The following is a 20,630-nucleotide window of genomic DNA, read 5'->3' as shown; positions in this document are numbered from 1 at the left end:
GGGGGACGTCGATGGCGACGGTGCGCGGTGCCTGGTGTGCGTCGTCATCCGATCCGCTCCCGTCGTCCGAGAATGCCTTGCGGACGGATCAGCAGCACCAGGATGAGGACCACCAGCGCGCCGACCTCCTTGATCGAGCTGGGCACGCCGAACAGCGGCCCGACCTCGACCATGATGCCGATCACCATCGAGCCGAAGAGCGCGCCCCAGATCGTGCCGAGGCCGCCCAGCGTGACGGCCGCGAAGACCAGCAGCAGCAGCTTGAAGCCCATCAGGAAGTTGATCTGGCTGTTCACCGCGAGCAGCACGCCGGCCAGACCGGTGAGCGCGGTGCCGAGGATCCACACGGCGCTGATGACGCGATCGACCTGCATGCCCGAGGAGGCCGCGAGTGCGGGGTTGTCCGACACCGCGCGCATCGACTTGCCGAGTCGGGTCTTCATCAGCACCACACACGTCACCACGATGGTGACGGTGGCGATCACGATGATCGCGATCTCCTTGTCGGCGAGCTTGACGATGCCGAAGTCGTGTCGGCCCTGGCTCACGTACTGGCTGAGCGACTTGCGCGAGCTGCCGATCAGGTACTGGTAGAGGTTGCGCAGCAGCAGGCCCAGACCGATCGAGACGATCATCATCGCGATCAGACCCGTGCCGCGCTTGCGCAGCGGCCTCCACAGTCCGCGATCCTGCGCCCACCCGAAGAGCGCTGAGACCAGGACCGCCACGATGCCCGAGAGCACCACCGGCAGCCCGATCCCGACGTTGACGGCATAGGTGACCATCGCGCCGAACGTGATGAGCTCGCCGTGCGCGAAGTTCGTCAATCCCGTGGTGCCGAAGATCAAGGAGAGTCCCAGCGCCGCGAGCGCGACGAGGAGGCCGAACTTCACCCCCGAGACCAGGCTCCCCGAGAGCCGTTCGGCGAACGGCGTGGTCACGACGTCCTGGACGCCGATCGGGAAGAGCCCGGGGTTGACCTCGAACCGGGCGGTGATCTCGATCTCGTTGCTCGTCTGCGAGCTGAGCTCGATGCCGTCAGGCAGGGTGTCCTCGTCCAGGACCACGCGATACACGCCGTTGCCGGGGATCGGGACGATCATCACGCCCTCGGCGTCGGTGACCGATGCGCCGATCTCGGCGTCGTCGGCCTTGTCGAAGACCGTCAGCGTCACTCCCGTCACCGGGGCGTCGGTCTCGGCGTCCTTGAGCGCCACCCTGATGTAGGGCTGCCCGTCGGGCGGTGGTTCCGCCGCGGGCGCGGGCGATGAACTCTCGGTCGGCGCTGGGGGCTCGGTCTCGTCGGCATGGGCCGCGCTCACCGGCGACAGCAGCACGTAGGCGATGGCTGCGAGCAGCACCATCACTCTGAGGCGTCTCGCCAAGGCTCCTCCGTTCGTCGGGTCGACGTTCGACGAACATCTCACCCGGGTCGTCGGAGGAGAATAACCACTTGCGCAATCTCCGTCCCGCGGTTGACGGGCCGAACCGGTAACGGTTGCGTGTCGATCAGGACGAGAGTCCCGCGACTCCGTGCTCGACGACGCCCTCGGCGACCTGACGCATCGACAGGCGCAGATCCATCGCCGTCTTCTGGATCCAGCGGAACGACTCGGGCTCGGTGAGACCGAGTTGGCTCTGCAGGATGCCCTTGGCACGGTCGACCGACTTGCGTGTCTCCAACCGCTCTTGGAGATCGCCGACCTCGGCCTCGAGCTGGGTGAGCTCGGCGAAGCGGCTCATCGCCATCTCGACGGCCGGCACGAGGTCGGACTGGGTGAACGGCTTGACCAGGTAGGCCATCGCCCCGGCGTCACGGGCACGCTCGACGAGATCGCGCTGGCTGAAGGCGGTGAGGATCACGACGGGGGCGATCCGCTTGCTCGCGATCGCCTCGGCGGCCGCGATCCCGTCGAGGACCGGCATCTTGACGTCGAGGATCACCAGGTCGGGTCGCAGCTCCTCGGCGAGCTCGATCGCCTTGGCGCCGTCGCCCGCCTGGCCGACTACCGCGTAGCCCTCGTCGGTCAGCATCTCGGCGAGATCCATCCGGATCAGTGTCTCGTCCTCGGCGATGACGACCGTGGGGGCACTGCTCTTCGACGCCTCGGATGCGGTGGTCACGGGCCCAGCGTAGTGTCACCGCACGGCCACCGTCCCCGAAGCGGAAGCTCGTGGCCGACATCACCGCCGAACCAGCGTTGCACTAAGGTCGGTGCGCCGCCCCGGTAGCCCAACGGCAGAGGCGATGGTCTCAAACACCATTCAGTGTGAGTTCGAATCTCACCCGGGGCACGACAGTGCTGTGGACGACAACCTCCAACTGTCGGTGTTCACCGCAACGATCGGACGATGCACAGCATCGAGATGCGGCACCGCGCGGAGCGCTTGCACCGCGGTGGGGCAACGTGGAGTGAGATCAGCACCGCACTCGGTGTCGCTCGATCTACCTTGCGCGCGTGGCACGTCGACGAGAGCGCGCCCTCCGCGGCCGATCAGTGCCCCCGCTGCTCCTCCGGCGCGACCCGGCCGGACGCGTACGCCGCTCTGCTCGGGTACTACCTCGGCGACGGGCATCTCTCGAAGCATCCGCGCTACTTCTCGCTGCGCATCACCTGCGACGACCGCTGGCCCGGCATCATCGCGGACGTTGTCGACTCACTGCGCGGCGTTCGCGCGGCGGGCAAGGTCTATCAGGTCCATCGCCCAGGTTGTCGCGACGTCACCAGCCTTTGGAAGCACTGGCCATGCCTGTTCCCCCAGCACGGGCCGGGCCCCAAACACAGCCGTGCGATCGTCCTCGAGGAGTGGCAGCGCGCCATCGTGACGACGTATCCGGCCGACTTCGTCCGCGGACTGATGCACTCCGACGGCTCCCGGGTCCGCAATTGGGCGACCCGCGTCGTGGAGGGCGAGCGGCGTCGCTACGACTATCCGCGGTGGCAGTTCAGCAATCGGAGCGCCGACATCCGCGATCTGATGTGCTGGGCGCTCGACCTGCTGGAGGTGCCATGGCGCCGGAGCAGCCCGGTGCATGTGAGCGTCTCGCGCCGGGCAGCGGTGGCCCGGCTCGACGAGCTGATCGGCCCGAAGCGCTAGTCCGACGCCGCTCTGCCTACGAGCGGCGATAGGCCGGTGCGACCTCGTTGATCGCGTCGCCCATCCGGTGGATGCGCAGCGCGTTGGTCGACCCCGGGATGCCCGGCGGACTGCCCGCGACGATCACCACGAGGTCGCCCTCCTGCACGCGGCCGATGGCGAGCAGCTGCTCGTCGACCTGGCGCACCATCTCGTCGGTGTGCTGCACCGGGACGGTCCGGAAGGTCTCCACACCCCAGGAGAGCGAGAGCTGCGACCGGACCCGGTTCTCCGGCGTGAACGCGAGCACCGGTACCGAGCCGCGCAGGCGGGACAGACGGCGCGCCGAGTCGCCGCTCTGGGTGAACGCCACCACGTACTTGGCGTCCACGCGCGTGGCGACCTCCTCCGCCGCCTTGCAGATCACGCCGCCGCGGGTGTGGGGGTCCCACTCGATCTGCTCGAAGTCGCCGAAGTCCGCGGGCTCCATGGCGTGCCGCTCGGTGGCGGCGATGATCCGGGCCATCGTCTCGACCGCGTGGATCGGGTGGTCGCCGACGCTGGTCTCTCCCGAGAGCATGACCGCGTCGGCACCGTCCAGGACGGCGTTGGCGACGTCGCTCGCCTCGGCACGGGTGGGCGCCGGGTTGGTGATCATCGACTCCAGCATCTGGGTCGCCACGATGACCGGCTTGGCGTTGAGGCGGGCCTTCTCGATGACCTGCTTCTGCAGGAAGGGCACATCCTCCAGCGGGCACTCCACGCCCAGGTCGCCGCGGGCGACCATGAACCCGTCGAAGGCGGCGATCACCTCGTCGAGGTTGGCGATGGCCTGCGGCTTCTCGATCTTCGCGATCACGGGAAGCATGACGCCCTCCTCGCGCATGATCCGCCGTACGTCCTCGGCGTCCTCGGCGTTGCGCACGAAGCTCAGCGCGATGAAGTCGACGCTCAGGCTGAGGGCGAACCGCAGGTCGGCCTCGTCCTTGCCCGACAGCGCCGGCACGGAGACCGCGACGCCGGGCAGGTTGATGCCCTTGTTGTTGCTGACCGGGCCTCCGACGAGGACCTCGGTCTCGACATCGGTATCGCCGACCGAGACGACGCGCAGACGCACCTTCCCGTCGTCGATCAGGATCGGGTCGCCGGCCTTCACGTCCCCCGGCAGGCCGCCGTAGGTGGTGCCTGCGATCTCGCCGTCACCGGGGACGTCGCGGGTGGTGATCGTCCACCGCTGACCGCGCCGCAGGACGGCGTGCCCCTCGGCGAAGCGGGCCAGTCGGATCTTGGGCCCCTGGAGGTCAGCGAAGATCCCGACCCCGTGCCCCGAGGCGTCCGCCGCCTCCCGGACCAGCCGGTAGGACTCGGCATGATCGGCGTGCGAGCCGTGGCTCATGTTCAGGCGCGCGACGTCCATCCCCGCGTAGACGAGTTCACGGATCCGGCGTTCACCGCTGGTGGCCGGCCCCAACGTGCACACGATCTTTGCTCTTCGCACGGCACCATCCTAGCGGCCGTTGGATCGTTCCAAGGTGACCTGCCCCCATCGGAGGACGGGTCGATGGGTGAACGTACGTTGACCCGTCTTCAGATAAAGACGGGTCAACGCAGCTCAGACGACGAGGGGGCGCGCGGTGGGCGGGATCGGGGCCGGGAGGGCCGTCGAGCCGGTCAGGAAGGTGTCGACGGCAGCCGCTGCGGCACGGCCCTCGGCGATCGCCCAGACGATGAGCGACTGGCCACGACCGCAGTCGCCGGCGGAGAATACGCCCGAGACCGAGGTCATGTAGTCGTTGTCGCGGGCGACGTTGCCACGTTCGTCGAGGTCCACGCCGAGCTGCTCGACCAGGCCGGGTTGCTCGGGGCCGGTGAAGCCCATCGCGAACAGCACCAGGTCGGCCGGGATCTCACGCTCGGAGCCCTCGATCTCGGTGAGCTTGCCGTCCTCGAACACGACGTCGACGATCCGCAGCGCGCGCACGTTGCCGGCGTCGTCGCCGAGGAACTCCTGGGTGGAGACGGCGTAGACGCGCTCGCCGCCCTCCTCGTGCGCGGAGGAGACCCGGAAGATCATCGGGTAGGTCGGCCACGGCTGGCCATCGGGCCGCGACTCGGTCGGCTGGGGCATGATCTCCAGCTGCGTGATCGAGGCCGCGCCGTGGCGGATCGAGGTGCCCAGGCAGTCGGCGCCGGTGTCGCCGCCGCCGATGATGACGACGTGCTTGTCGGTGGCCATGATCTGACCCTCGACCTGCTCGCCCACCGCAGCCCGGTTGGCCTGAGGCAGGAACTCCATGGCCTGGTGGATGCCGGCGAGCTCACGACCGGGAACGGGCAGATCCCGCGCCTGCGTCGCTCCGATGGCCAGGACGACGGCGTCGTAGCGCTCACGGAGCCTCTCCCCCGTCAGGTTCCCCTCGCCGACCTCGACACCCGTGCGGAACACCGTGCCCTCGCGCTTCATCTGCGCGAGACGACGGTCGAGGTGCTTCTTCTCCATCTTGAACTCGGGGATGCCGTAGCGCAGCAGCCCGCCGACCTTGTCGGCACGCTCGTAGACCGCCACCGTGTGACCGGCGCGCGTGAGCTGCTGAGCAGCCGCCAGGCCCGCAGGCCCCGACCCGACGACCGCGACCGTGCGGCCCGAGAGCCACTCGGGCGCCTGGGGCCGCACGAAGCCGGACTCCCACGCCTTGTCGATGATCGAGACCTCGACGTTCTTGATCGTCACCGGGTTCTGGTTGATCCCCAGCACGCAGGCCGTCTCGCACGGAGCCGGGCACAGGCGGCCGGTGAACTCCGGGAAGTTGTTCGTCGCGTGCAGCCGCTCGCTGGCACCCTCCCAGTCGTCACGCCAGACCAGGTCGTTCCACTCCGGGATGATGTTGCCCAGGGGGCAGCCCTGGTGGCAGAACGGGATGCCGCAGTCCATGCAGCGGCTGGCCTGGGTGTTGATGATCGGAAGGAGCGCCCGACCGATCCCGTCGGGGTACACCTCGTCCCAGTCGCGCACCCGCTCGTCGACGGGGCGGCGGGTGGCGACCTCGCGGTCGTTCTTCAAGAAGCCCTTCGGGTCAGCCATGGTGAACAGCCCCCTTCTCAGACGAGCGGCACGGGCCGCGGTGGGAACGCAGGTCGACGTCGCGCACGGTGTGCCCGGAGAACTCAGCCATAGAGCACCTCCATGACGCGGTTGGCCGCCTGCTCCTCGTCGAGCCCCTCGGCCTCGGCCTCGGCCTGGACGGCGAGCACCTTGGCGTAGTCGCGCGGCATGACCTCGGTGAACCGCGCCAGAGACGCGTCCCAGTCGGACAGCAGCGCGTGGGCGACCGGCGAGTCGGTCTCCTCGGCGTGCTCGCGCACCATCTGCTCGAGCTCGGCGCGGTACTCCTCGCTCACCGGACGCAGGTCGACGAGCTCGCCGTTCACGCGGAACGGCTTCAGGTCGAGCACCCAGGCGATGCCGCCGGACATCCCGGCCGCGAAGTTGCGTCCGGTCTTGCCCAGGACGACGACGCGCCCGCCGGTCATGTACTCGCAGCCGTGGTCACCCACGCCCTCGGTCACGATCCAGGCGCCGGAGTTGCGCACGCCGAACCGCTCGCCGACACCGCCGCGCAGGAAGATCCGCCCGGACGTCGCGCCGTAGGCGATGGTGTTGCCGGCGATGATGTGCTTGTCGGAGTCGAACGTCGCGGCCCGGTCGGGGCGGACCACGATGTGGCCGCCGGAGAGCCCCTTGCCCACGTAGTCGTTGGCGTCGCCCTCCAGTCGCAGGGTCACCCCCGCGGGCAGGAAGGCCCCGAAGGACTGCCCGGCGGAGCCGGTGAAGGTGATGTCGATCGTGCCCTGGGGCAGGCCGCCGCCGCCGTAGCGCTTGGTCACCTCGTGGCCCAGGATCGTGCCGACCGTGCGGTTGACGTTGCGGATCCGCACCTGGGCGCGGACCGGCTCCCCCCGCTCGAGCGCGGGCTCGGCCAGGGGCACCAGCTCGTTGACGTCGAGCGACTTCTCCAGCGCGTGGTCCTGGCTCTTGGTGCAGCGCAGGTCCTGGTCGGGGAAGTGGCTGGAGTCGACCTCGTGGAGGATCGGCGTGAGATCCAGGCCGGAGGCCTTCCAGTGCCGGACGGCGTCGTCGATGTCGAGGACGCCGACCTGGCCGATCGCCTCGTCCAGGGTGCGGAAGCCGAGCTCGGCGAGGAGCTCACGCACCTCCTGGGCGATGTACTCGAAGAACGTCACGACGTACTCGGCCTTGCCGCTGAACCGCTCGCGCAGCACCGGGTTCTGCGTCGCCACGCCCACCGGGCAGGTGTCGAGGTGGCACACCCGCATCAGGATGCAGCCCGAGACCACCAGCGGGGCGGTGGCGAAGCCGTACTCCTCAGCCCCGAGCAGCGCCGCGATGACGACATCGCGGCCCGTCTTGAGCTGACCGTCGGTCTGGACGACGATCCGGTCGCGCAGGCCGTTGAGCAGGAGGGTCTGCTGGGTCTCGGCGAGGCCGAGCTCCCACGGGCCGCCCGCATGCTTGAGCGAGGTGAGGGGCGAGGCGCCGGTTCCGCCGTCGTGGCCCGAGACCAGGACGACGTCCGCGTGCGCCTTCGAGACCCCGGCCGCCACGGTGCCGACGCCGACCTCGGAGACCAGCTTCACGTGCACGCGCGCCTGCGGGTTCGCGTTCTTCAGGTCGTGAATCAGCTGGGCGAGATCCTCGATCGAGTAGATGTCGTGGTGCGGCGGCGGGCTGATCAGCCCCACGCCGGGCGTGGAGTGCCGGGTCTTGGCCACCCAGGGGTAGACCTTGTTGCCGGGCAGCTGGCCGCCCTCGCCGGGCTTGGCGCCCTGCGCCATCTTGATCTGGATGTCGTCGGCGTTGGTCAGGTACTCGCTGGTGACGCCGAAGCGCCCGCTCGCGACCTGCTTGATCGAGCTGCGCCGCTCCGGGTCGTAGAGACGGTCGGGGTCCTCCCCGCCCTCGCCGGTGTTCGACTTCGCGCCGAGGCGGTTCATCGCGATCGCGAGGGTCTCGTGCGCCTCGCGGGAGATCGAGCCGTACGACATCGCACCGGTGGAGAAGCGCTTGACGATCTCGGAGATCGGCTCGACGTCGTCGATCGGGATCGACTCGCGGCCGGACTCGTGTGCGCCCTTGAACTTGAAGAGACCACGCAGGGTCATCAGCTTGTTCGACTGCTCGTCGACGGCCTGGGTGTACATCTTGAAGATGTCGTAGCGCTGCGAGCGGGTGGAGTGCTGAAGCCGGAAGACCGTCTCGGGGTTGAACAGGTGCGGCTCGCCGTCGCGGCGCCACTGGTACTCGCCGCCGATCTGCAGCAGACGCTCGCTCGGAGCGACGCCACCGCGCGGGTAGGCGGTGGCGTGACGGCGCGCGACCTCCTCGGCCACGACGTCGAGGCCGATGCCGCCGAGCTTGGTCGTGGTGCCGGTGAAGTACCGGTCGACCACGTCCTGGGAGAGACCGATGCACTCGAAGATCTGCGCCCCGGTGTAGGAGGCGACCGTCGAGACACCGATCTTGCTCATCACCTTCGTGACGCCCTTGCCGAGCGCCTTGATCAGGTTCTTGACCGCGACCTCGGGCTCCACGGTCACGTAGTAGGCCTCGCGTGCGAGGTCCTCGACCGACTCCATGGCCAGGTACGGGTTCACCGCGGCCGCGCCGTACCCGACGAGGAGCGCGACGTGGTGCACCTCGCGGACGTCGCCTGCCTCGATGAGAAGGCCGACCTGCGTCCGGGTCTTCTCCCGGACGAGGTGGTGGTGCACCGCGGCGGTGAGCAGCAGCGACGGGATCGGCGCGAGGTCGCCGTCGGAGTGACGGTCCGACAGCACGATGATCCGGGCACCGTCGGCGATCGCGGCGCTGACCTCGTCGCAGATCTCCGCGATCCGGCGCTCCAGGGCGACTCCCCCGCCGGCGACGTCGTACAGGCCGCGCGAGACGTGGGTGATGAAGTCGGGGTGGTCGCCGTCGCGGTTGATGTGGCGGATCTTGGCGAGGTCGTCGTTGGAGATGACCGGGAAGGGCAGCACCACCTGACGACACGAGTCGGCCGACGGCGCGAGCAGGTTCGCCTCCGGCCCGATGGTGCCGTTCAGCGAGGTGACGAGCTCCTCGCGGATGGCGTCCAACGGCGGGTTGGTGACCTGCGCGAAGAGCTGGCTGAAGTAGTCGAAGAGCAGCCGTGGCTTGTCGCTGAGGGCAGCGATCGGGGTGTCGGTCCCCATCGAGCCGAGCGCCTCACCCGCGGTGTTGGCCATCGGGGTGAGGAGCACCCGCAACTCCTCCTCGGTGTACCCGAAGATCTGCTGGCGACGGGTGACCGAGGCGTGGGTGTGCACGACGTGCTCGCGCTCGGGGATGTCGTCGAGGTGGATGAGGCTCTCGGAGAGCCAGTCGCCGTAGGGGTTCTCCTCGGCGAGCTGGCCCTTGATCTCCTCGTCCTCGATGATCCGGTGCTCGGCGGTGTCGACCAGGAACATCCGGCCCGGCTGCAGCCGGCCCTTGCGCACCACGGTCGCCGGGTCGAGGTCGAGCACGCCGACCTCGGAGGCCAGCACCACCAGGCCGTCGTCGGTCACCCAGAAGCGCGACGGACGCAGACCGTTGCGGTCCAGCACCGCACCGATCTGGGTGCCGTCGGTGAAGACGACGCATGCCGGACCGTCCCAGGGCTCCATGAGCGCGGAGTGGAAGGCATAGAAGTCGCGACGCTTCTGGTCCATCTCGGTGTGGTTCTCCCACGCCTCGGGGATCATCATCAACACCGAGTGCGGCAGGCTGCGGCCACCGAGGTGGAGGAGCTCGAGCACCTCGTCGAAGGACGCCGAGTCCGACGCGCCGGGGGTGCAGATCGGGTAGAGCCGCTCGAGGTCGCCGGGGATCAGGTCCGAGGCGAGCAGGGCCTCGCGGGCGCGCATCCAGTTGCGGTTGCCCATGACGGTGTTGATCTCGCCGTTGTGCGCGATGAACCGGAAGGGGTGAGAGAGCGGCCAGCTCGGGAACGTGTTGGTCGAGAAGCGCGAGTGCACGACGGCGAGGGCGCTGGCCATCCGCTCGTCGAGCAGGTCGGGGAAGAACTGGTCGAGCTGCTCGGTGGTGAGCATGCCCTTGTAGGCCAACGTGCGGGCCGACAGCGTCGGGAAGTAGACGTCGGTCTCCCGCTCGGCGCGCTTGCGCAGGCAGAAGGCCAGGCGCTCGAGCGCGAGCTCGTCGGCACCGTTGAGCGGCCCCCCGGCCGCCTGCACGAACAGCTGGCTGAACACCGGCATGACGTTGCGCGCCATGCTGCCCAGGATGTCGGGGTTGACCGGCACGTCGCGCCAGCCGAGGACGCTCAGGCCCTCGTCCGTCGCGATCTCCTCGATCCGCGTGCGCGTCTTGGCGACGTCGTCGGCCTCACCCGGCAGGAACGCGATGCCCGCGGCGTAGGTGCCCGCCGCCGGCAACTCGAAGCCGGCCTCCGCGGTCACGGCGCGCAGGAACGCGTCGGGCAGCTGCATGAGGATGCCTGCGCCGTCACCGGAGTTGGTCTCGGCGCCAGCGGCGCCGCGGTGGTCGAGGTTGCGCAGCGCGGTGAGCGCCTTCGCGACGATGTCGTGCGAGGCCTCCCCGGTGAGCGTGGCCACGAAGGCGACACCACAGGCGTCGTGCTCGTTGGCGGGGTCGTAGAGCCCTTGGGGCGGCGGGAACGCGTGCTGGTAGGGCACAGGAGTTCTCCCGTCGGCGTCGGGTGCAGCGGCCTCGCTCGTCCGGTATCGGCGGGGACCGTCGGTCTCGGACGTCGGGGGTGCGGCAACAGTGGGTCGCAGGGACGACATTGGCCCACGCGGCGGAGCGCTCAGATTACCACCGGGTTACATGGGCGTGCGCACCAGTTCCACCCGAGAGATCGCCGAGCCCCGAGGCGCTCAACGTTCGACGGGGGTCCCCTCGCCCTGACCGGTTCCCGCTTCGTTCCCGGTCGTGGAGTCGGTGGCTGCGCCGTCGGAGGCCGACGTGTCGGAGGAGCGCCCGTCGACGTCGGCGCCCTCGGTTCCGATCGCGTCCGCGTCCGCTGCGCGCCTCGCCACGTAGACATCGTCCTCGCGACCGGGATGCCGTCGCGAGGACCACGCGAAGTACACGGCGGCCACGACGAACAGCACGATCGAGGTCCACACGTTGAACCGCAGCCCGCCGACGTCGTCGAGCTCGACGGTGTCGATACGCAGGTCCTCGATCCACCCGCGGCCCATGGTGTAGGCCATGACGTAGAGCGCCATCACGCGGCCGTGGCCGAGCCGGAAGCGGCGATCGGCCCAGATGACCAGGGCGAACGCCGCGAGGTTCCAGCCGAACTCGTAGAGGAAGGTGGGGTGGAAGAGGATCTCCCCGGCCCCCGAGGGGACGAACCCGTCAGGCCACTTCGACGGATCGATCTCCAGGCCCCACGGCAGGTCGGTCTCGCGGCCGAAGAGCTCCTGGTTGAACCAGTTGCCCCACCGGCCGATCGCCTGCGCCACCAGGACGCCGGGCGCGAGCGCATCGAGCATCGGAGCGAGTCGGATGCCCATGCGGCGAGCCCCGATCCAGATGCCGACGGCGCCGAGGGCCACGCCACCCCAGATGCCGAGTCCGCCGTTCCACACATAGAGCGCGGTGACCGGATCGTTGCCGTCACCGAAGTAGCGCCCGGAGTCGGTGGCGACGTGGTAGAGCCGCGCGCCGACGATGCCGAACGGCACGGCCCAGATCGCGAGGTCGGTGACCTCGCCCTTGGTGCCGCCACGCGCCACCCACCGCCTCTCACCGATCCAGATCGCGGCGACGATGCCGGCGATGATGCAGAGGGCATAGCCACGGATCGGCAGCGGACCCAGATGCCAGACGCCGTTGCTCGGGCTCGGGATCGAGAGGGGGACGAGCGCCTGGGCCCAGGCGGTGGACAACGCGTCGATGGTCACCGCTGCTCCTCGAGGAGGGTGTGGATGTCGGAGGCGAACTGCGCCGGCGAGGTGGTGTCGGACCAGTACACGACGGCCTGGTCGTCCGCGTCGAGCGCGATCGTCGACGTCGTGTGACCGCCGAGGTCGTACCCGCCGGTGGGCAGCTTCTCGCCGTCGCTGACATAGATCTTGAGTGAGTCGCCGACCTCGATGATGGTGTCGAGGTCGCCGGTGAGGCCCTCGAAGTCCTTGTCGATGCGATCCAGGTACGCCCGGATGCGCTGCGCGTCGTCGCGCGCGGGATCGGTGGTCACGAACACCACACGCACGTCGTCACGATCGGCTTGGTCCAGCTGCGCCATCGCGAAGGCGAGGTTGCCCAGTACCTGCGGGCAGATGTCGGGGCAGTGGGTGTAGCCGAAGAACACCAGTGTCAGCGGAGTGTCGGTGTCGGTGGCGAGCGAGAACTCATCGCCCTCGGTGTCGGTCAGCGCCGTGGTCGAGACGTCGTAGGGGTTGACGAGCCGGGTGCCGTGGAAGACGCCGGGGTCGGGTGACGAGCACCCCGCGACCACGAGCATCGCGGTGGCCGCCCCTGCAGCGGCCAGCCGGCGCCAGCGACGATCAGCCACGGCGAACACCATCGGCGAGCTCGGCGGTCAGCCCACCCAGCGCGGCGAGGCCGGCCGCACGATCTCCGGCATGGTCGAGAAGGACTCGGACGAACGCCGAGCCGACGATCACGCCGTCGGCGTAGGCGGCGATCTCGGCGGCCTGGTCGCCGGTGCTGACGCCGAGTCCGACACCGACCGGCAGGCCCGACTGCGCAGTGGCTGCCTTGGTCCGCGCGACGAGCGGTCCGGCGAGGTCGCTCGTGGTGGCGCGAGCGCCCGTCACACCCATCACGGCGGTCGCATAGACGAAGCCGCGGCTCGCGGCGGTCGTCATCGCGATCCGCTCATCGGTGGATGACGGCGAGACCAGGAAGACCTTGTCCAGGCCCCGGGAGTCCGCCGCAGCGATCCATTCGGGCGCGTAGTCGGGCGTCAGGTCGGGCGTGATCAGGCCCGCTCCCCCGGCGCTGGCCAGATCGGAGGCGAACCGCTCGACGCCGTAGCGCTCGACCGGGTTCCAGTAGGTCATGACCACCGTCGGGGTGCCGGTGGCGGCGACCGCCTCGACCGTGCGGAAGACGTCACGGATCCGGACGCCGCCGTCGAGCGCCTGCTGGGCGGCGGCCTGGATCGTGGGACCGTCCATCACCGGGTCGCTGTAGGGAAGACCGATCTCGATGACGTCACAGCCGGAATCGACCAGGACCCGCAGCGCGGCGATGCCGCCCTCGACATCGGGGAAGCCGGCGGGCAGGTAGCCCACCAGGGCCGCGCGCCCCTCGGCCCGCGCAGCCGCGAAGGCGGTTCCGGTCGAGGCGCTCACTGGCCGTCCCCCAACCCGAAGTACTCCATCACCGTGCCCATGTCCTTGTCGCCGCGACCACTGAGGTTGATCAGCACGGTCGCCTCGGGTCCCTTGGTGGCGGCGAGCTCCTCGGCCACGCCGAGCGCACCGGCGACGGCGTGGGCGGACTCGATCGCCGGGATGATGCCCTCGGTGCGGCTCAGCAACGCGAGCGCATCCATCGCCGCGGCATCGGTGACGGGGCGGTAGACGGCCCGCCCGATGTGCGCGAGATGCGCGTGCTGCGGGCCGACACCCGGGTAGTCCAGACCGGCCGAGATCGAGTGCGACTCGATGGTCTGGCCGTCCTCGTCCTGGAGCACGAAGGTGCGGGCGCCGTGGAGCACGCCACGCTCGCCGGCGAAGATCGTCGCGGCGTGCCGCCCGGTGTCGAAGCCCTCGCCACCCGCCTCGAAGCCGTAGATGTCGACCTCGGCGTCGTCGAGGAAGGCCGTGAACAGGCCGATCGCGTTCGAGCCACCGCCGACGCACGCTGCGACAGCGTCCGGCAGCACGCCGTACTGATCCAGACACTGGGCTCGGGCCTCGTCTCCGATGCCGCGGCAGAACTCCCGCACCATGCTCGGAAACGGATGCGGGCCGGCTGCGGTGCCGAAGAGGTAGGCGGTGTGGTCGACGCTCGCGACCCAGTCGCGCAGCGCCTCGTTGATGGCGTCCTTGAGCGTCGCGCTCCCGGACTCGACCGGCACCACCTCCGCCCCCAGCAGCCGCATCCGCGCGACGTTGAGCGCCTGGCGACGGGTGTCGACCGCTCCCATGTAGACGACGCAGTCCAGACCGAAGTAGGCCGCCGCTGTCGCGCTGGCAACGCCGTGCTGGCCGGCGCCGGTCTCGGCGATGACGCGCTTCTTGCCCATCCGCTTGGTCAGGAGCGCCTGACCGAGGACGTTGCGGATCTTGTGGGCGCCGGTGTGGTTGAGGTCCTCGCGCTTCAACAGCACCCGGCAGCCGACACGTTCGGAGAGTCGCGTGGCGTGGTACAGCGGGCTCGGCAGGCCGGCGTAGTCGCGCAGCACCGTCTCGAACTCCTCGACGAACGCGGGATCGGCCATGGCCTCGTGCCAGGCCAGCGTGAGTTCGTCGAGCGCGGAGATCAGTGCCTCCGGCATGAACCGTCCACCGAAGTTGCCGACCTCGCCGAACCAGCCCTGATCGTCGGCGTCGAAGCGGCTCGCGTCCTCGTTCATGGCGTCACTCCCGTCATCGCGGCGACGGCGCCGCGTGGGTCGCCGTCCTTGACCAGTGCCTCGCCGACCAGCACCGCGCGCGCCCCTTCGCCGACGAAGCGCCGGACGTCGGCGGGACCGCCGATGCCCGACTCGGCCACCTTCACCCGGTCGTCGGGGATCAGCGGCGCGAGTCGGCCGAAGGTGCCGTCGTCGACGGCGAGGGTCTTGAGGTTGCGGGCGTTGACGCCGATCAGCTCGGCACCGAGTGCGACCGCTCGCTCGGTCTCGGTCTCGTCGTGGACCTCTACCAGGACGGTGAGTCCCAACTCACCGGCCGCGTCGAAGAGGCGTCGCAGGCGGTCGTCGTCGAGCGCGGCGACGATGAGCAGTGCGAGATCCGCGCCGGCCGCGCGGGCCTCCACCAGCTGGTAGGTCTCGACGATGAAGTCCTTGCGCAGGATCGGCACGTCCACGGCAGCGCGGACGGCGCGGAGATCGTCGAGGCTGCCCCCGAACCGGCGCTCCTCGGTCAGCACACTGATCGCGGCGGCGCCGCCCGCGGCGTACTCCGCGGCGAGCGCGGCGGGGTCGGGGATGTCGGCCAGATCGCCCTTGCTGGGGCTGCGCCGCTTGACCTCGGAGATCACGCTCGACCCCGGGGCGCGCAGGTGCGGCATCGGGTCACGCACGGCGTCGGCGTCGGCGAGTCGGGCGCGGAGGTCGGCCAACGACACCTCGGCCTCACGCCGGGCGAGGTCCTCGCGCACCCCGATGATGATGTCGTCGAGCACAGACATCGGAGCGCTCAACCTCCGTTCAGCGCCCACCTCACGCGGGCGCCTCGATGGGTGTGAATCAGTGCGTGGACTCGTGCAGGCCCATCTTGGCCATGATCACGAACAGCACGCCTGCGAACAGCACGATGGCGACGCCGACCCAGAAGACGACGTAGTTCATCGGCGAGAACATCAGCCCGGCGCCGCCGACCACGAAGCCGGCGAGTGCAACGAGGACGGCAGTCCAGGCAGCCGGGGTGTTGCCGTGGTTGTCAGACATGCAGGAGCTCCTCGCTCGGTCGAACGTGCGGGTCTGCCCGGCCGACATCGAGAGTGATCGGGCATCGCCACTGTAGTGGGCGCACCGACGTCGACGTCGCTCGGGTCAGCGCCCGGAGCCGTCGGGATCGGTGGGATCGCGACCTTCGTCGAGCGAGCGCCACAACTCCAGATGAGAGAATCCAGCCCCGTCCTCCGAGGCGGCCGGCGGGGTGCTCCCCGCGGCGGACGGCGCGTCGTAGCGGTGCCCCATCTCGGGCCACCGTCGCACGCCCCGCGCCGCCCCGATCGCCGCGACGAGCGCGGCGAGGCTCATCGCCACGCCGAGATGGGCCCACCAGGTGCGGTCAAGGTCGACCGCGAGACCACGGATGTCGTCGCCGACCAGGCCCGGGGTCCGCTGCCAGGCCACGGCCGCGACGGCGACCAGGCCGCCGGCGGCGACGACGCCGAGCCACGCGATCAGGCGCCGTGCGATGCCGCGCGTGACCAGCAGGACACCCCACGCGGCCAGGCAGACGAGCGCGAGCGCCGTCACCGGCGGAGCGCTCCCCTGCGTCGTGAGGCCGACCGCGGACGCGTAGGCCGCGTCGGCACGACCGCCGCCACCGGCGACCCGAACCCAGTCCTGGTTGCCGGCCACCGCGGCGGCGCCCCCGCCGATCACGCCGAGCAGCACCGTGGGACCGAAGCGCGGCCCGCGGAGGTGCATCGCGGCGGGCTCGTCCGTCCCGGCTGCGTCAGGGTCGGTCACGTCGGGCTCGGTCACTGCGGCCCCAACCGGTCGGCGTCGAAGCAGGTGCGATCTCCGGTGTGGCAGGCCGCGCCCTCCTGGTCGACGGCGATCAGCAGCGCGTCGCCGTCGCAGTCGAGCCGCACGTCCTTGACCCACTGCACGTGGCCGGACGTGTCGCCCTTGACCCAGTACTCCCGGCGCGACCGGCTCCAGTAGGTGGCGCGGCCGGTCGTCAGCGTGCGGTGCAGCGCCTCGTCGTCCATCCACCCGAGCATCAACACCTCCCCGGTGTCGTGCTGCTGCACGATCGCGGCCACCAGGCCGTCGGGGGCCGTGGGGTCGGGGGTGCGCTTGAGACGCGCGGCGATCGCGGGGTCGAGCTGGCTCACCCGTCCATTCTCGCGCATCCTCGCGCCTCTCCTGTCCGCACGGGCGCACACACCACTACTCGCGCGAACGCTGAGCGATCCATGACGAGTGCAGTCGGGCGTACGCCGAGTCCACCGCGGCGACCAGCTCCCGGTGCGGGCCTCGCTGGACCACACGACCCGCATCGACCACGACCACCTCGTCGGCTGCCTCGGCCGTGGAGAGCCGGTGCGCGATCGTGATGCTGGTGCGCCCGCTCATCAGGCGCTCGAGTGCCGAGGCGATGCGCAGCTCCAGTGCCGGGTCGACGGCGCTGGTGGCCTCGTCGAGCACGAGCAGATCCGGATCGGCGAGGTGGGCGCGCAGCAGGGCGACGAGCTGGCGCTCGCCGGCGGAGAGCGACTCACCGCGCGGCCCGACGCGGGTCGCCAGGCCCGCGGGGAGGCCCGCGAGCCAGTCGCCGATGCCGAGCTCGACGGCGCTGGCGGCGATCTGCTCCTCGGTGGCGTCGAGGCGTCCGTAGCGTGCGTTGGCCGCGATGGTGTCGTCGAACAGGAATCCCTCCTGGGGCACGAGCACCACGCTGCGCCGCAGCGAGACCTGCCGGATCTCGCGCACGTCGACGCCGTCGAGCAGCACCGCACCCTGGGTGGGATCCATGAGTCGGGTGACCAGCTTCGCGACCGTCGACTTGCCCGAACCCGTCTCGCCGACGACGGCCACGCGGCGTCCCGCGGCGACGTCGAGCGTGATGTCGTGGAGCACCGGCGGTCCGCCCGGGTAGGCGAACCCGACGCCGTCGAGCCGGACGTCGAGGGGCCCGCGCGGCAGCACCCTCCCCTGCTCGCCGGGGTCCACCAGGTCGGCGGGCGTGTCGAGGATGCCGATCACACGTCGCCAGCCAGCGATGGCGAGCTGGGCGTCGGTCAGGATCTGAGTGCCCATCTGGACCGGGCCGACGAACAGGGTGACCAGGAAGGCGAAGGCGAGGATCTCGCCCGAGGTCAGCGAGCCGGCTCCGAGCCATCCGTGCAGCGCCAGCCACACGCCGACGACGATCACGCCGGCGTTCGCCAAGCCCGCCGAGACCCCGCCGAGGGAGAACGAGAACGCGGTGAACCCCTGCGCGCGGGTGCTGGCGGCCTGGTGCGCGGCCACGGCGTCGTCGATGCGCTGCTGGGTGCGGTCCTGGACCGCATAGGTGCGCACCACCGCGGCACCGACGACGGGCTCGGAGATCGCCGAGAGCATCAGCCCGACCTGGCGCCGGACGATGCCGTAGGCGTCGGCGAGCTTGCGCTGGAAGTAGCGCAGGCTGAGGAAGAGCGGAGCGAAGCAGAGCCAGACCACGATGGTCAGCTGCCAGGAGTAGACGGCCATCACGACCGTGGCGACCAGCACCTGACCGACGCTGACGACGAAGAGGAGCCCGCCGAAGACGAGGAACTGGCTCACCTGGTCGACGTCGCTGGTCACCCGCGCGACCAGCGAACCGCGCCGCTCGGTGTTCTGGGTCAGCAGGGGCAGGTCGTGCACATGACGGAAGGCCTTGATCCGCAGCGTCGCCAGGCCGGCCTCGGACGTGCGGAAGAGTCGCGTGGTCATGGCGAAGGAGGCGAGGCTGGTGAGAGCGATCGAGAGCGCCGCCAGCAGGCCCATCCACACCACGAACGACACGTCGATCCCGCCGGTGCGTGCCGTGCCGTCGGCGCCTCCCAGGCCGCGGTCGAGGGTCTGCTGGACCGCGATCGGGACGACGACCTGCCCGGCGGAGGCGATCACGGCCAGCAGCAGCGTGACGGCGATGCCCTCGCGCAGCTCCGGCGAGTAATGCACACCGCGCCGAATCGTGTGCCAGGCCCCGAGGTCGTCCCCCGTGGCGAGCGCGGTGAACTCCCCGGCTCTCTGCTGTGCCTGCGTCGCCGCCATCAGTGCGCGGCCTCCGTGCTGAGGGAGGAGGCATGGTCGCTGTGCTCCTCGTAGGCGTTGACCAGCCGCGCGTAGCCCGGGGATGCGGTCAGCAGCGCATCGTGGGTACCCGAACCGACGATCCGCCCGCGGTCGAGGTAGAGGACCTCGTCGGCGAGGCTGATGGTCGCCTTGCGGTAGGCGACCACGACCAGGGTCGCCGGGACGCCGTCGCCCGACCCGCCACGTGGCGTCGCGTCGCGGAGGGCACCGAGGATCTTCGCCTCGACGTCGGGATCCACCGCGGAGGTGGCGTCGTCCAGCACGAGCAGTCGCGGCCGGCGCACGAGAGCACGCGCCAGCGAGATCCGCTGCCGCTGACCGCCCGAGAGCGAGGTGCCGCGCTCTCCCAACGGGGTGTCGAGCCCCCGCGGCAGCGCCGCCACGAAGGTCTCGGCCTGCGCGACGCGCAAGGCGTCCCATACCGCGTCGTCGTCGACGTCCGCCCCGAGGGTGACGTTGCCCCGCACGGTGTCGTCGAAGAGGAACGGCGTCTGCGGGACGACGGCGATGGTGCGCGCCAGCTCGCCGGGCGCGAGGTCGCGCACGTCGATGCCGTCGACGCGGATCGAGCCCGCGTCGGGGTCGACCAGGCGCGCGATGAGGGCGGTGATCGTGCTCTTGCCGGAGGCGGTCGGCCCGACCAGGGCGACCGTGCGCCCCGGCGAGACGGCGAAGCTCAGCCCTCCCAGCAGGGGCTGGCTCGCGTGGTAGCCATACTCGACGTCGCCCACCTCGAGGTGGGCCCCGCCGGCGCCGCGGGGCATCGTGCGCTCGCCGTAGGGCATCTGGCCGGTCGTGCGGAGCACGGCGTCGACCCGGCTGTACCCGACGACGCTGCGGGGGAACTCCCCCAGCAGCCATCCGATGGACCGGATCGGGAAGGAGACGATAGTCAGCAGGTAGGCGATCGTGACGAGGTCGCCGGGCTCGGTCTGACCGGCGCCGACGCGCTGCACACCGACCGCCAGCACGACCAGCACGCCGAGGTTCGGCAGCGCGGCCAACGTCGGGTCGAACGCCGCGCGGATCCGCCCGACGCGGGTGTTGACGTCGCGCAGCTCCCGCGACTTCGCGGCGAAGCGCCCGGTCTCCTCCTGCTCGCGCCCCAGCGTCTTGACGACCATCGCGCCGTCGAAGGACTCGTGCGCGATCTCGCTCACCTCGGCGCGCAGTTCCTGCGCCCGCGTGGCCCACCCCTGGGAGAGGCGTTGGTAGACGACGTTGGTGGCGATCACCAGCGGGAAGATGAGCAGGCCGATCAGCGCCATGACGACGTCGGCGAGGAGCATCTGGGCGACGGCGATCACCATCATCGCGACGGTGCCCACCGCCATCGGCAAGGGCGCGATCGGCCCCCACGCGGCTTCGACGTCGGAGTTGGCGTTGGAGAGCAGGACGCCTGTGGGGTGCTGCTGGTGCCAGGCCATCGGGAGCTCGAGATAGCGGCGGGTCACCTCACGACGACTGCGGGCCTGGAGCCGGTACTGCATGATGCCGGCGCCGAGTCGGCGCGCGACGATGCCGACGGCGCGCAGCAGGGCCACGCCCAGGAACAGCGCCACGACGACGACCAGAATGTCGACCCCGATCTCGCCGTCGCGAAAGGCGGGAAGGAGCACGTGGTCGGTCGACCAGCCGAGCACCCAGGCGTCGGCCACCGTCAGGGCGCCGAAGAGCAGGCTGCCGAGAGTCGAGACCGCGAAGACCCAGGGCTCACGCCGGATGGCAACTCCGAGGACGGCGAACCCCGCGCGGGTCGACCCACGCCCGAGATCCTGCGTCCGCTGCTCTGCTGCGTTGCTGCTCACGTGCCTCCGTCCG

16 protein-coding genes and 1 tRNA gene are annotated in these 20,630 nt (G+C 70.3%); 2 read left to right on the top strand and 15 right to left on the bottom strand.

The window, feature by feature from the left end:
- Nucleotides 1-44: 44 nt before the first annotated feature.
- Together KSO97_RS00700 and KSO97_RS00695 are read right to left on the bottom strand one after the other, a co-directional pair.
- Nucleotides 45-1,364 carry a branched-chain amino acid ABC transporter permease gene (locus KSO97_RS00700; RefSeq protein WP_232676105.1) on the bottom strand — a complete coding sequence of 440 codons (1,320 nt, stop codon included), beginning with the start codon at nucleotides 1,362-1,364 and terminating at the stop codon, nucleotides 45-47.
- Between the two features lie 145 nt (nucleotides 1,365-1,509).
- Nucleotides 1,510-2,124, bottom strand: coding sequence for a response regulator (locus tag KSO97_RS00695; protein WP_308188241.1), 615 nt, complete (start codon nucleotides 2,122-2,124; stop codon nucleotides 1,510-1,512).
- Between the two features lie 98 nt (nucleotides 2,125-2,222).
- Between KSO97_RS00695 and KSO97_RS00690 the strand changes: the two genes are divergently transcribed.
- Nucleotides 2,223-2,295: transfer RNA gene (locus KSO97_RS00690), tRNA-Leu, on the top strand.
- Between the two features lie 57 nt (nucleotides 2,296-2,352).
- Nucleotides 2,353-3,099, top strand: coding sequence for a transcriptional regulator (locus tag KSO97_RS00685; protein WP_232675864.1), 747 nt, complete (start codon nucleotides 2,353-2,355; stop codon nucleotides 3,097-3,099).
- A gap of 16 nt (nucleotides 3,100-3,115) precedes the next feature.
- On the opposite strand, the gene pyk is transcribed toward KSO97_RS00685, so the two are convergent.
- The 13 genes from pyk to KSO97_RS00620 form a co-directional block, all read right to left on the bottom strand.
- On the bottom strand, nucleotides 3,116-4,576 hold the full coding sequence (pyk, locus tag KSO97_RS00680) for a pyruvate kinase (RefSeq protein WP_232675862.1): 1,461 nt from the start codon (nucleotides 4,574-4,576) through the stop codon (nucleotides 3,116-3,118).
- 114 nt (nucleotides 4,577-4,690) lie between these two features.
- Complete coding sequence (locus KSO97_RS00675; protein WP_232675861.1) at nucleotides 4,691-6,160, bottom strand: glutamate synthase subunit beta; 1,470 nt, start codon at nucleotides 6,158-6,160, stop codon at nucleotides 4,691-4,693.
- 83 nt (nucleotides 6,161-6,243) lie between these two features.
- A complete protein-coding gene (gltB, locus tag KSO97_RS00670) occupies nucleotides 6,244-10,812 on the bottom strand; it encodes a glutamate synthase large subunit (protein ID WP_232675860.1) in 4,569 nt (1,522 codons plus the stop codon).
- A 201-nt stretch (nucleotides 10,813-11,013) separates the two neighbouring features.
- Nucleotides 11,014-12,048, bottom strand: a complete 1,035-nt coding sequence (gene lgt / locus KSO97_RS00665) for a prolipoprotein diacylglyceryl transferase (protein ID WP_232675859.1) — start codon at nucleotides 12,046-12,048, stop codon at nucleotides 11,014-11,016.
- Entirely contained in the window at nucleotides 12,045-12,662 is a 618-nt protein-coding gene (locus tag KSO97_RS00660; RefSeq protein WP_232675858.1) for an SCO family protein, read from the bottom strand. Before KSO97_RS00660 ends, lgt begins: the two co-directional genes overlap by 4 nt.
- Nucleotides 12,655-13,467, bottom strand: coding sequence for a tryptophan synthase subunit alpha (trpA, locus tag KSO97_RS00655; RefSeq protein ID WP_232675857.1), 813 nt, complete (start codon nucleotides 13,465-13,467; stop codon nucleotides 12,655-12,657). The genes KSO97_RS00660 and trpA overlap by 8 nt, the downstream gene beginning before the upstream one ends.
- Nucleotides 13,464-14,696 carry a tryptophan synthase subunit beta gene (gene trpB / locus KSO97_RS00650; protein WP_232675855.1) on the bottom strand — a complete coding sequence of 411 codons (1,233 nt, stop codon included), beginning with the start codon at nucleotides 14,694-14,696 and terminating at the stop codon, nucleotides 13,464-13,466. The genes trpA and trpB overlap by 4 nt, the downstream gene beginning before the upstream one ends.
- Nucleotides 14,693-15,475 (bottom strand): indole-3-glycerol phosphate synthase TrpC, encoded by a 783-nt coding sequence (gene trpC, locus KSO97_RS00645; RefSeq protein WP_232675854.1) that lies wholly within the window; start codon nucleotides 15,473-15,475, stop codon nucleotides 14,693-14,695. The genes trpB and trpC overlap by 4 nt, the downstream gene beginning before the upstream one ends.
- A 58-nt stretch (nucleotides 15,476-15,533) precedes the next feature.
- On the bottom strand, nucleotides 15,534-15,734 hold the full coding sequence (locus tag KSO97_RS00640) for an HGxxPAAW family protein (protein WP_232675853.1): 201 nt from the start codon (nucleotides 15,732-15,734) through the stop codon (nucleotides 15,534-15,536).
- Nucleotides 15,735-15,839: 105 nt separating this feature from the next.
- Nucleotides 15,840-16,487 carry a Trp biosynthesis-associated membrane protein gene (locus KSO97_RS00635; protein WP_232675852.1) on the bottom strand — a complete coding sequence of 216 codons (648 nt, stop codon included), beginning with the start codon at nucleotides 16,485-16,487 and terminating at the stop codon, nucleotides 15,840-15,842.
- 11 nt (nucleotides 16,488-16,498) lie between these two features.
- Entirely contained in the window at nucleotides 16,499-16,876 is a 378-nt protein-coding gene (hisI, locus tag KSO97_RS00630) for a phosphoribosyl-AMP cyclohydrolase (RefSeq protein ID WP_232675851.1), read from the bottom strand.
- Nucleotides 16,877-16,913: 37 nt separating this feature from the next.
- A complete protein-coding gene (locus KSO97_RS00625; RefSeq protein ID WP_232675850.1) occupies nucleotides 16,914-18,767 on the bottom strand; it encodes an ABC transporter ATP-binding protein in 1,854 nt (617 codons plus the stop codon).
- Nucleotides 18,767-20,617, bottom strand: coding sequence for an ABC transporter ATP-binding protein (locus KSO97_RS00620; RefSeq protein WP_232675849.1), 1,851 nt, complete (start codon nucleotides 20,615-20,617; stop codon nucleotides 18,767-18,769). The genes KSO97_RS00625 and KSO97_RS00620 overlap by 1 nt, the downstream gene beginning before the upstream one ends.
- Between the last annotated feature and the right edge of the window lie 13 nt (nucleotides 20,618-20,630).

This window comes from Nocardioides sp. R-C-SC26 (assembly GCF_021246465.1).
Lineage (GTDB): Bacteria > Actinomycetota > Actinomycetes > Propionibacteriales > Nocardioidaceae > Nocardioides.
The sequence above is the reverse complement of the archived record's forward strand: the minus strand, read 5'-3'. Positions and strand labels throughout refer to the sequence as shown.

Coding starts and splice junctions, on each gene's coding strand:
- hisI (WP_232675851.1), bottom strand. CDS start 16,876: ATGCGCGAGAATGGACGGGTGAGCCAGCTCGACCCCGCGATCGCCGCG.
- KSO97_RS00640 (WP_232675853.1), bottom strand. CDS start 15,734: ATGTCTGACAACCACGGCAACACCCCGGCTGCCTGGACTGCCGTCCTC.
- KSO97_RS00700 (WP_232676105.1), bottom strand. CDS start 1,364: ATGGTGCTGCTCGCAGCCATCGCCTACGTGCTGCTGTCGCCGGTGAGC.
- KSO97_RS00675 (WP_232675861.1), bottom strand. CDS start 6,160: ATGGCTGACCCGAAGGGCTTCTTGAAGAACGACCGCGAGGTCGCCACC.
- trpC (WP_232675854.1), bottom strand. CDS start 15,475: ATGTCTGTGCTCGACGACATCATCATCGGGGTGCGCGAGGACCTCGCC.
- KSO97_RS00625 (WP_232675850.1), bottom strand. CDS start 18,767: ATGGCGGCGACGCAGGCACAGCAGAGAGCCGGGGAGTTCACCGCGCTC.
- KSO97_RS00685 (WP_232675864.1), top strand. CDS start 2,353: ATGCACAGCATCGAGATGCGGCACCGCGCGGAGCGCTTGCACCGCGGT.
- trpB (WP_232675855.1), bottom strand. CDS start 14,696: ATGAACGAGGACGCGAGCCGCTTCGACGCCGACGATCAGGGCTGGTTC.